Here is a 9434-nt window from a genome sequence, read left to right as displayed (position 1 = left end):
CGGGCTGCACTAGCGCGCCTAGATGGCCGCCCGCGAGCGCATAGCCGCCGAAGACGGACAATACGGTTACGAGTGTTCCAACGAAAATCAGCACTGCCGGGTCCTCACAAGAGCGACGGGGAGACCGTCGTTAAACTGGTTTACGGCAGGCAAGCCGAAAACTTTGGGGAAAATGGGGGACGGCCTACGCCGTGTAAACCAGGACGGCGGGAAGGGGATGGGAAGGCCGGCGCCAATCCCGCGCTGCCGGGCGGAGCGCGAAGCGCGCTTGGGGCTCGGACCGCTACGCTGCCAGCTCCGAGACACCCGGCTCGGTGCCCGCAGAGCCTTGTTCCGCCTTGGCCGCGGCGGATTTCTTCGTCTTGCCGGCGCGCGAGGGTGGCTGGCAGAGCCCGCAGACGAAACCGTGCTGCGGATCGTGCGCATGGGCGACGAAATGGCCGCGGCACCGCGTACACGAGGTCAGCTGAAGCATGCCCGATTCGAAGAACCGCACAAGGGTCCAGGCCCGGGTCAGGCTGAGCAGCGGCTCGTCGCCATTCAATTGAGCGTGTTCGAGATACAGGCGATAGCTCTTTACGATCGACTGGATGCTTTCGCAGCCGCCGTGCTCGGCCATGAACCGGTAGATATTGTAAAAAAGCGACGAGTGAATGTTCGGCTGCCAGGTCATGAACCAGTCTGTCGAGAACGGCAGCATGCCCTTGGGCGGCGACACGCCCTTCAATTCCTTGTACAGCTTGATGAGCCGGTCACGCGACAAGCTCGTCTCCGCTTCGAGCAGTTGCAGCCGCGCGCCCAATTCGATCAATTCAATGGCCAAGGTAATTTCCTTGACTTCGAGCACAACGCTCTTCGTTGCCATATCGGCCGTGTGCCCCGCTTACTTAATACTGAAGGTAGTGCCAAAACTGCGGCCGGATTCGAACCCGAGCCGGCGGCCTCGCGCGCGAGGGACGGCCGATGCCGGTCAATTGACCGATTCGACCGGTTGACTGGCCATCAAGATGGCGCTGTGGGCGCCCGTGAGCGATGCTGCCTTGCCCTTGTCGGCCAGCGACGAAAGCACGGCATGATCGTCGAAGCGGAACCGGCACAACAGTTGGTTGGAAGCCGCAAGCTTCACCGTCTGCGCGAACGAAAGATTGGCGAGGACATCGGCCAACTGATCGTTGATACCCATGCGGAACATGCCAACCGCTTTGTCTTCCCGCAACAGACGTTGCGCCAGCAACAAATACGAGAGATTGACTTCTTTGATCTCGCTGAGCATTTCGCTTGTCGCGCTCATGATTCCCCCCGTCAATCGAAAGTGTCGAGCGGGGCATGTGCGCTGGCACTTTCACCCCGGTCCCATACAAAGCTCAGTTCTTCGGAAACGTTTGCTCGGTGACAGGCAGTCCCGATGCATAACGTGGCCCGTTCTTGGTCTTGGGCAAATTGTGTCGAATTGTAAAAAGGGTGGAAATAGGAAGAGCGCCGGCAACCTATGCCGGAAATGTCTAGAAAGCGTGTAGGAATTCTTCCGACATTGAGCCCCCGTGCGGCTTTGCAGGCAGGGGGAAGGAATTCGTGCCGATCAGGCACGGGAATCGCTCCATGGAGCGGCGTTGTATCGGCGTCAGCTGCCGGGATGACAGAAGGCCGCGTCATTGCGCCGCAACAAATGCCGGCTACCGCAAATGGGAACGCGCTTTTTTTACCGGAATGGCGGAATTTCCGAGTGCCTGCTGTTTCGGCCTGTAACAAGGGTTAAGGGTTTGAAAACCCGCTCAAAGCGGCGAGGCCCGTTCCCGATAATGACAGGGCAGCCCGAAAGTGGCCGGCTGCGGCGATTGTCGCCGCGGCTCCACCTTAGGACGCCCGCCAGAAAGGAGATTGACGCATGCGAATCGCCCAAATTGCGCCGCTTTACGAAGCCGTACCGCCGAAATTTTACGGAGGCACCGAACGCGTCGTGTCATATTTGACCGAGGCGCTCGTCGAGCTCGGACACGACGTCACGTTGTTCGCCAGCGGCGATTCGATCACGTCGGCCACGCTCGAAGCGGCATGGCCGCGAGCCCTGCGGCTCGATCCAACGATCCGCGATCCGCTCGCGCCGCATATGCTGCTGCTCGAAAAGGTTCGCCGCGCCGCCGCCGAATTCGACGTGCTTCATTTTCACCTGGATTATTTGCCGTTCTCGCTGTTCGCGGACGCGAACACGCCCTCGGTCACCACGCTGCATGGCCGGCTCGACTTGCCTGAGCTGCAGCCCGTATTCGACACCTTCGGCGCGGCCAATGTCGTATCGATTTCGCAATCCCAGCGTGCGCCGTTACCGCAAGCGGGCTGGCGCGATACCGTGTATCACGGCTTGCCCGAGCGTCTACTCGTGCCGCAGCCGCATTGCGAGCCCGAGTATCTCGCGTTCCTCGGGCGCATTTGTCCGGAAAAGCGCGTCGATACCGCCATCAAGATCGCCGCAATGAGCGGCATGCCGCTCAAGATCGCGGCCAAGATCGATAAGGTGGACCGGGACTACTTCAAGCAGGAGATCGAACCGCTGCTTTCGCAAGCGCACGTCGAATTTGTCGGCGAGATCGACGAAGCACGCAAGCCCGAATTCCTCTCGCGCGCCAAGGCCCTGCTATTTCCGATCGACTGGTGCGAACCGTTCGGTCTCGTCATGATCGAAGCGATGGCCTGCGGCACGCCGGTGATCGCCTTCAATCGCGGCTCGGTGCCCGAGGTCATCGATCATGCGGTAACGGGATATATCGTTGAAGACGTGCAAGGGGCCGTCGCTGCGTTGCAGCGCCTCGACGAGCTGTCCCGCGACGAAATTCGCGCCCAGTTCGAACGCCGCTTCACGGCTCAGACAATGGCCCGAAACTACATCAAGTGCTATGAAGGCCTGCTCGAGCAAGGCGCGGGACGAACGCGCCTGCGCAGTATCGCCGCGGGATAACCCGAATGCGCTGCGAATGACGCTGTCATGCAATGGAAGCGGATATTGACGGCAATGAAACCCGCATCCGCGCGCAAATAGGAGATTGGCCGCGGGAAATAATTCGTAATAAACGCCTTTCACAGCGCGCGCTATTCGGTATCACGGGTTCAGCATGGGGATGAACGGCGGGCAATAGAAAGACGCCAGGCGGCTCGGAGCGAGCGCGTACGGCAGCGGGACGCCGCGCGCCGCACCGGCCGCGGCGCCGCTTGAAAGACGCGCGTTACTGCTCAATCAAGAAACGATCGCGATTCTTGCCGACGATCCACTTCGGCGGCTTGCCACGGCCGCTCCACGTATTGCCGGATTTGGGATCCTGGTACTTCGCCGGCAGCGGCGCCTTCTTCGGCGGACGGCCGCGTCGTGCGCCTTCGGCATAGCCGAGGTCATGCGCGCTGAGCCCGAATTCCGCGATCTTCTGCTTGATTTCCGCAATCACGTTCGCCACTTCGCTGCGACGTGCCTCATCTGCCTGAGCCTGCAATTTTGCGATCTGCGCCTTCAGTTCCGCGTATTGGGACATCGTGGTCTCCCTTGATTGAAAAACTTGGTTGCTCCGAGATTAGTCGGAACGAACGCCACTGGCAATGCCGAATTTACCCGATATGCCACGAAATCGTATGATAATTCTTAAAAGCCTGTGCACCGTGCGTAATGCCTCATTATTGGCCGAATTGCCGGCTGTCTATGGGCGACAAATGGAGCGCATGCGCACCAATGCGGCGCCCGCTCGCCCGGCATTCGAAAGACACTAAGCGCGCGGTGCATTGGCGATTCGCCGAATGAGAGGCGGTGGCCATGCATCGACGCCGGTCGTTAGCATTCCGAAATAATGCAACGCCTCCTCCCGAGCAAGAAGCGAGCACGGGCAAACGCGCGCGCACTCCCAGGCGCCGCTGCTAGAATCGGCCAGCAATGCCCGCCGACGGCGCGTCGCCGCCGCTGAATGAACAAGGATGCGCCATGCCCAACTCCAATGCGCCACGCAGTGTCGAACCGAATGCCGAGCGGCGAGGCCGTCGGCCGCTGCGCGTGAAGGGGCGCCGCTTGCAAACACCTTCGCTGGCACTATCGATCGCATTCGCCGCTCTGCAGTTGGCTCCAGGTATCACGCAAGCCGCATCGCTCGACACCGAAACGCTCGTCTTCGTTCGGCACGGTGAAAAGCCTGCCAAAGGTTATGGGCAGCTCGACTGCCAGGGATTGAACCGGGCCTTGGCGTTACCGGCCGTCATTGCGGCCAAATTCGGCAAACCCGATGCGATCTACGCCCCTAATCCCTCGATTCAAAAGAAAGATCACGGCGTGCGGTACGACTACGTCCGCCCGCTGGCGACAATAGAGCCTACCGCCATTCAATTCGCTTTGCCGGTGGATACCGCCTACGGATTTGCACAGATCGACGCGCTGGGGGAAGCACTCGTCAAGCGGGAGCATAGGGGCAAGCTGATCGTGACGGCCTGGGAGCATCACAAAATCGAAGAACTCGTGCGCAAGCTTATCAATCGGTACGGCGATCGGCAGCAGCAGGTTCCAGCGTGGCAAAGCGACGATTTCGACAGCATCTATGTCGTCAAACTCGAGTGGAATGCACAAGGCGGCGCGCCGCTTGCCACCTTCGCCCTCGATCGCGAGGGCCTGAACGGGCGGGCTCAGGATTGCCCGTGTGCGGCATTGCCCGATGCGGGGGCTGCCAGCAGCCGCTGAAAGTGAAAGTGAAAGTGAATACGCCGAGTATTCCCTTCGTCGTATTCCCTACGTCGTATTCCTTGCGCTCGGCCCTTCTGATTGCCAGCGCCAGCCGGGACCCGGCTACGAAGCGGCAAGCTCGTCGGCGATCGAAAACAGTTTGCGCAACTGATGCGCCACGCCGGCTTCGAAATTATTGCCGATGCGCGGCACATTCGGCAGGCGCGTCATCAGATCCGGATTCGCGTTGTTCATCATGAACGGATGCCCTGCCGTCTCGAGCAGATCGATATCGTTCATGTTGTCGCCGAATGCCACGCAATGCGAGGCATGCAGCTGCAGACGATCGAGCACGAATTGCAGCGCGCGGCCCTTCGATACGTTCGAGGTCATCACCTCCAGACAATCAGGCAAGGAATAGGTGACGTACAGCGTCTCGCCAAATTCGCGGTCCAGGCGCTGCGCGATTTCGGCAAGATCCGCGGGCTCCCCGATGTAGAGCACTTTGGCGATATCGCTCCCGTCATGCGCCCGTATGTCGATGACTTCATAGCGGAAGCCTGAGTCCTGATGGAAAGCGAGCAGTTCCGGGGCATCGCGATCGATCAGCCAGGCGGTGTCGGCGAACAAATTGACGATGACGCGCCCATGCCCGCCCACGATCTCCGGCTGCACAAGCCGGCGGACGGCTTCGTGCGAAAGGTTGCGCGAGTGAATCATCGTGTCGTCAGGCGCATGCACGCGCGCGCCGTTCGATGTCACCAGATAAGGGCGAATACCCAGTACGTCCCGAATGCCCGCGACGTCGCAATAGTGACGGCCCGTCGCGATCACGAATTGAACGCCGGACTGCTCGAGCCGGCGAACCGTCGCCACCGTGAACGGATCCAGTTGGTGATTGCTGTTCAGCAGCGTTCCATCGAGATCGGTCGCGACGAGCTTGTACATGGCGGGAGGCAAAGCGGTGTATGACAGGAAAAAAGAAAATGATTCGGCCGCTATTTTAAGCCGCGGTGCCGGATTCGCGCAGGGAGCCGGCGCTGGCGCGCCGAGCGAGTTCGAGCGCCCCATGCGCCGAATCGGTCTGCGGCGGGCGCAACCGGGACCGGTGCGATGCGGGCACATATTCGGCAAGCGGCGCGGCCAAACCACCGCAGAGCGCGACCGGTAATGCAGCGCTCGGATCGAGTGCGTCGACGAGCTTCGCGATATCTGCGCCGGCCTGCGCAAGCAGCGCCGCGGCCACCGGGTGGCCACGATGGGCGAGCACGACGGGCGCGAGCCCCGCATAGGCCGTCTGATTCGCCTCGCAGAGCCAGACGACCAGCCCGTCGCGATCGGCCACATTCATCTGCGCCAGGAGCGCGGCAGAAAACGCGTCGGGCGGAGTGCGGCCATCCAGCGCTTGCTGGGCATGGACGACGGCACGCAGCCCGAGCCACGCGCCGCTCGCTTCGTCGCCTGAAGGGAAACCGTAGCCGCCCGCGATGCCCCAGCTGCCGTCGCGCTGGAGGACCGCGGCGATGCTGCCGGTGCCCACCGCCACGATCACGCCCGCCTCACCACCGTGCGCGCCGAGCAACGTCGTGTAGGCGTCGCTTTGTACGTCCAACGCCGCCAGCAGCGGCGCTTGCGCAATGAACCCGGCCAGCCAGTCCCGGTTGTTCACGCCGGCCAACCCGCAGCCCAGCGCGCAATGGGCCCAATCGAGCCGCAGCCCGGCCGAAGCGAAGGCTTGCGCGCATGCCGCTTCGATCGACTGCCAGGCCCGCGCGACACCGAGGCCGAGCCCCGAGGGGCCGCCCGCGGCCTGCGCGAGCTCGACGCCGCGTGCATCCGCCAAGACGACCCGCGTGCCGGTGCCGCCACCGTCGATACCGATCAGATAATGCGTTGCTTCCATGTCTGCCACCCGCGGCGCCGCGCCGCCTCGCTAATGAAAAGAACCGACGACAAGCTTATCGGCTCCGCCAGACGCCGCCAATCTCCCGAATGGCCGAGTTTCCTCCGCGCGCCGATCCGCTATGCTTTCGAACCACGGCAGCCGACATCCTTCCCGTGAGTCGCACCAAAGCGGGCTTCGGGTACCGGCGCAGGTTAATCGACCGCTCGCGCATCGCGCGCCATCCATCAAGAGATCGCCATGACCGAACGTTGCAACTGGGTAAGAACCGCTGCCGACGAGCACTATCACGACACCGAATGGGGCGTGCCCTCGCGGGACGATCGGCATCTGTTCGAAATGCTCGTGCTCGAAGGCGCGCAAGCGGGCCTGTCTTGGTCGACCATCCTCAACAAGCGAGAAAACTATCGCCGGGCGTTCGAGGATTTCGACGTGGAAGCGGTCGCGCGCTTTACGCCGGAGAAGGTCGAAGCGCTCTTGCAAGACCCCGGCATCGTGCGCAATCGCGCCAAAGTCGAGGCCGCAGTCCTCAATGCCCGAGCCGTTCTGCGCATTCGCGAAGAACATGGCTCGCTCGCCAATTTCGTGTGGTCGTTCGTCGGCGGGGAGCCCGTACAAAACGACTGGGAACGCTACAAAGAGCATGCGCCCGCCTCCACGCCGGCCTCGGATGCACTCAGCAAGGCATTGAAAGCCTACGGCTGCAAATTCGTCGGCTCGACGATCTGCTACGCGTTCATGCAGGCAATCGGCATGGTCAATGACCATCAGATCGGCTGCGCGTCGCGTGAGCGCTGTGCAGCGCTCGCCAAGCGCCGGAACAAACGCGCGACGGCATAGCGCTTTTCGGACATCGGGGCATCGGGGCATCGGGGCATCGGGACATCCGGGCATCCGGGCATCCGGGCATCCGGGCATCCGGGCATCCGGACATCCGGACATCCGGGCATCCGGCACGGCGGCGGCTCGCCTCGCAGCCGGCGTCCCACATACGCAACAGTCGGCAAAAAATGCTTGATCGTGCGAGGCGTGATAGCGAATATCCCAAAATGACCTGTAACTTCGCTCACAGCGGCCGTTATAGCAGTCACGAATCACGACTTTACGCGCTCCGCATAGGCAGCCGAACACAATCATGAAAACCTTGCACTTCCTGACGCATCAGGAACTGTTCGATCACGCCGTCGATCATCTTTTTGCACAACGGCAGGCGGCGCTGCTGCCGCGCGGCGGCGGCGCCTATCACGGCTTTCGCGGCGGCTGCCCCATCGGGCGCCTGATTCACCCGCGCGATTACATGAGCGCGATGGAAGGCGTGCCGGTGCGCTACATCGATAAGCCGCCCACCGCCGTTCCGCCCTATATGGACGCAGGCGTAGCCGCACTCAAAAAGGCGCTGCTCAAAGCGCGCGTCAATATCTACGATCCGACGACCGTGAGCCTGCTCAGTTGCCTACAAAACGTGCACGACGCGTTCGGCGTATGGGAGTGGCGCGAACGGCTCGCGTCGATCGCGCGACAGTTCGCTTTGTCGGCCGAACGGCTCGAAAAGAACGCGGCTTAAGGGCGAGCGACCGCCGTCACTCCGCCACGCTCGCCCGGAACACCCGCGAAGCCCCGCCCGCATTGGCGGGCGTCGGCGCGGGCATCCCCGAACGGCTGTACCGGGTAAGCCGATTGCCGCCCCAAAGCAAACGGCGGTGAAGCTTCTTTCGAAGCTCACCGCCGTTCGTCTTTCGTGCTTGGCTGCCCGTTGCGAGCAGCGCGCCGAATTTAGTGCAGCTTCTTCGGCAGCATTTGGCTGCGCAGACGCTTGTGCAGGCGCTTCACCGCAGCGGCCTTCTTGCGCTTGCGCACAGCCGTCGGCTTTTCATACGATTGGCGCTCACGCAGCTCGGCGATCAAGCCGTTCTTTTCGATGGCGCGACGGAAGCGGCGGATCGCCACTTCGAACGGCTCGTTTTCCTTCAGAAGAATGGTCGTCATGGATTTCCCAAAGTTACGTTCAAATGCGTAGCGCGCTTTCGCGCACGCGCCGGTCCGACGGGCGTCGCCGCCATGCCGCCTTACACCTTCATGCGGTGCGAGCGGCGGCTCGGCCGAACTGGCCTGAAAAGAGAGAGCGGAGAGTTCACCGCGCACGCCGGCCGGCACCTACCTGTTGCCGACGCCGCGTTTGACTGCCGGAGCTGAACCTGCCAATGCCAATACCACTCGCGAAGCACCGCGAGCCCGTCGCGGAGGCCGGCCAGCAGGGCCGTGCCGATGCGACGAAAGGGCGGCAGATCTCAAATGAAAACGGCAGCGATCTCAATTCGACCCGAGATGATATCAGGTAAACGAGCAACAGGCCACCCTTGATCGAATTTGCCTGCGTTGTTGACCGTCCAGTCCCGCCGCTCCCCTTCATACCAACGAGCCGCGCCCAGCAGTCGTGATCGTTCACCGCCCCCGCCCATCGAATCACCGAACCACAGAATGCGCCTCGCACCGCGCCCTCGCCCGCGCGGTCCACCGCCGTCGGACCACCGTGAAACCCACATGACGCCGCAGTGAATTTGCTTCGATCGACGCGAAAAAGATCCGGCCGCCCCCTCGATTCAGGCCTCCAGATGACGTCGAACAGCATCAGTTAGCAAACGTTTAGATTTTTGGAGAGCCTTACCCATCAAGGCTCTCCAGCCAATTTCCCGTTTAAAGCACACGAATTCGTCGTTCGCTCCCTAAAGTTTTTTCTCGCCCTCGCCGACAACCAGGACAGGCGGGCAGCGCCATTCGCGAAAGCGCGACGCCGAACCCCAAACCAGCCTAGTCCCTGGACCGTTTTCAAAACGAGGAAGCAAAATG

Annotated in this window: 11 protein-coding genes; 4 read left to right on the top strand and 7 right to left on the bottom strand. The window is 61.9% G+C overall.

Going from position 1 to position 9434, the window contains the following annotated elements; all coding sequences use genetic code 11:
• The 3 genes from ACTHL0_RS23580 to flhD form a co-directional block, all read right to left on the bottom strand.
• On the bottom strand, positions 1-94 hold a 94-nt coding region (locus ACTHL0_RS23580), incomplete at its 3' end, for a motility-associated protein (protein WP_440569397.1).
• 189 nt (positions 95-283) lie between these two features.
• Positions 284-865 carry a flagellar transcriptional regulator FlhC gene (gene flhC, locus ACTHL0_RS23575; RefSeq protein WP_440569395.1) on the bottom strand — a complete coding sequence of 194 codons (582 nt, stop codon included), beginning with the start codon at positions 863-865 and terminating at the stop codon, positions 284-286.
• Between the two features lie 105 nt (positions 866-970).
• Positions 971-1291, bottom strand: a complete 321-nt coding sequence (flhD, locus tag ACTHL0_RS23570) for a flagellar transcriptional regulator FlhD (protein WP_440536264.1) — start codon at positions 1289-1291, stop codon at positions 971-973.
• Positions 1292-1885: 594 nt separating this feature from the next.
• Here flhD and ACTHL0_RS23565 point away from each other — a divergent pair.
• Positions 1886-2953, top strand: a complete 1068-nt coding sequence (locus ACTHL0_RS23565; RefSeq protein WP_440569393.1) for a glycosyltransferase family 4 protein — start codon at positions 1886-1888, stop codon at positions 2951-2953.
• Between the two features lie 265 nt (positions 2954-3218).
• Here ACTHL0_RS23565 and ACTHL0_RS23560 read toward each other — a convergent pair whose 3' ends face one another.
• Complete coding sequence (locus ACTHL0_RS23560; RefSeq protein ID WP_440569392.1) at positions 3219-3518, bottom strand: H-NS histone family protein; 300 nt, start codon at positions 3516-3518, stop codon at positions 3219-3221.
• 509 nt (positions 3519-4027) lie between these two features.
• Here ACTHL0_RS23560 and ACTHL0_RS23555 point away from each other — a divergent pair.
• Positions 4028-4702 (top strand): histidine phosphatase family protein, encoded by a 675-nt coding sequence (locus tag ACTHL0_RS23555; RefSeq protein ID WP_440569396.1) that lies wholly within the window; start codon positions 4028-4030, stop codon positions 4700-4702.
• Positions 4703-4807: 105 nt separating this feature from the next.
• Here ACTHL0_RS23555 and ACTHL0_RS23550 read toward each other — a convergent pair whose 3' ends face one another.
• Together ACTHL0_RS23550 and ACTHL0_RS23545 are read right to left on the bottom strand one after the other, a co-directional pair.
• A complete protein-coding gene (locus tag ACTHL0_RS23550) occupies positions 4808-5632 on the bottom strand; it encodes a Cof-type HAD-IIB family hydrolase (RefSeq protein ID WP_440569391.1) in 825 nt (274 codons plus the stop codon).
• A 55-nt stretch (positions 5633-5687) separates the two neighbouring features.
• Positions 5688-6587, bottom strand: a complete 900-nt coding sequence (locus ACTHL0_RS23545; RefSeq protein WP_440569389.1) for a BadF/BadG/BcrA/BcrD ATPase family protein — start codon at positions 6585-6587, stop codon at positions 5688-5690.
• Between the two features lie 240 nt (positions 6588-6827).
• On the opposite strand from ACTHL0_RS23545, the gene ACTHL0_RS23540 reads away from it, so the two are divergent.
• Together ACTHL0_RS23540 and ACTHL0_RS23535 are read left to right on the top strand one after the other, a co-directional pair.
• Positions 6828-7427, top strand: coding sequence for a DNA-3-methyladenine glycosylase I (locus tag ACTHL0_RS23540; RefSeq protein ID WP_440569387.1), 600 nt, complete (start codon positions 6828-6830; stop codon positions 7425-7427).
• 295 nt (positions 7428-7722) lie between these two features.
• Complete coding sequence (locus ACTHL0_RS23535; protein ID WP_440569386.1) at positions 7723-8151, top strand: hypothetical protein; 429 nt, start codon at positions 7723-7725, stop codon at positions 8149-8151.
• A 209-nt stretch (positions 8152-8360) separates the two neighbouring features.
• On the opposite strand, the gene rpsU is transcribed toward ACTHL0_RS23535, so the two are convergent.
• Complete coding sequence (gene rpsU / locus ACTHL0_RS23530) at positions 8361-8573, bottom strand: 30S ribosomal protein S21 (protein WP_006401410.1); 213 nt, start codon at positions 8571-8573, stop codon at positions 8361-8363.
• Positions 8574-9434: the final 861 nt, after the last annotated feature.

This window comes from Trinickia sp. (genome assembly GCF_051961175.1).
GTDB lineage: Bacteria > Pseudomonadota > Gammaproteobacteria > Burkholderiales > Burkholderiaceae > Trinickia.
Note: the sequence above shows the minus strand (reverse complement) of the source record. Positions and strands in the feature narration are given on the sequence as shown.